This window comes from Bradyrhizobium sp. (genome assembly GCF_016462955.1).
In the GTDB taxonomy this organism is placed as follows: Bacteria; Pseudomonadota; Alphaproteobacteria; order Rhizobiales; family Xanthobacteraceae; genus Bradyrhizobium.
The window spans coordinates 1-1,238 of sequence record NZ_JAEMSD010000027.1 but is presented as its reverse complement, the minus strand read 5'-3'; the positions used below and the strand labels follow the sequence as shown (position 1 = coordinate 1,238).

Genomic DNA, 1,238 nt, shown 5'->3' with positions numbered 1-1,238 from the left:
ACGGTGATCGACGAGATGAACGCCACCATCATGCCGACGCCGGCGATCTGGCCGAGCTCGGCGATGCCCTTGTAGTCGGTCGGCATGAAGCAGAGGAAGCCGGCGGCCGTCGCCATCGCCGCCAGCGACAGCGGCACCGCCGAGCGCTTCGCCGCCAGCACCAGCGCGCCCGTGAGGTCATCGTGCTTGTAGCGCTCGGAGCGGTAGCGGACGCTGTACTGGATGCCGAAATCGACTCCGAGTCCGACGAACAGCACCGCGAACGCGATCGACAGCAGGTTGAACGATCCGACCATGATCAGGCCGGCTGCCGTCGTGATCGCAAGGCCCACGAAGAGATTGACGAACACGGCGAAGATGATCTTCGACGAATGCAGCGCCAGCCACAGGATCAGCAGCACGACCAGGATAGTACCGACGCCGTTGACGACGGCGCCCTCCTGGACGGTTGCATATTCCTCGTTGGCGATTGGCACAGGACCGGTCAGCCGCACCCGCGCCTGGTACTTGTTTGGAAAATCGAGCTCGGCCGCCGCTTTCCGGATCGCGTCGGTCGCATCCTTGCCGGGCTCCAGCGCGTTGTAGTCGAGGATCGGCTTGAACTCGATGAAGGCGCGCTTGTCGGAATCCTTGAGCGGCTCGTCGCTGACGAGTTCGCGCCAGGAGAAGCTGGCATTGCCCTTGTTGAGCACGGTCTCGACCGTCTGCGCGATCAGATTGAAGGGCCGCTCGGTGTTGTCGAGCTTGACCTGGCCGCGCTTGACGCCGGCAAGTCCGGTTTCCAGCGCGCCGGTCAGGCCTCGGATCGAGGGATCGCCGGCCATGATCTCGATCAGCGGCGCGGCGGCTTCGAACTGGCTGGTGATCTTGGCGACCTCCTCGGTCGGCAGGAACAACAGACCGTTCCTCTCGAAGAACTCGCCGCTGCCGAGCTGCTGCATGGAGTGAAAGTTGGTCTTGTCGTCCTTCAGCCTGGCATAGAGCGCGTCTGCCGCGGCGCTTGTCATTTCCGGCGTGCGGGCCTCGACCACAGCGAGGATTAGTTCGTTCTGATCGAACGCCTTGTCGAATTGCTGGTCACGCTTCCGCCAGTCCAGATTCTGGGCAATCAGCGAGTTGATATCGGTGTTGATGGCGAAGTGGCGAGCGGCGTAATAGCCCGCGGCCACCGAGAGCAGCAGCCCGAGAACGACGACGAGGGAGGCTTCGAGAGCGGCGAAGACTGGTAGCTGACCGGA

At 63.3% G+C, this 1,238-nt stretch carries 1 protein-coding gene; it reads right to left on the bottom strand.

What is annotated here, in order from left to right:
• Positions 1-1,181: MMPL family transporter (locus JHD07_RS05180; RefSeq protein ID WP_291619703.1), on the bottom strand; the 1,181-nt coding region annotated here is incomplete at its 3' end.
• Positions 1,182-1,238: the final 57 nt, after the last annotated feature.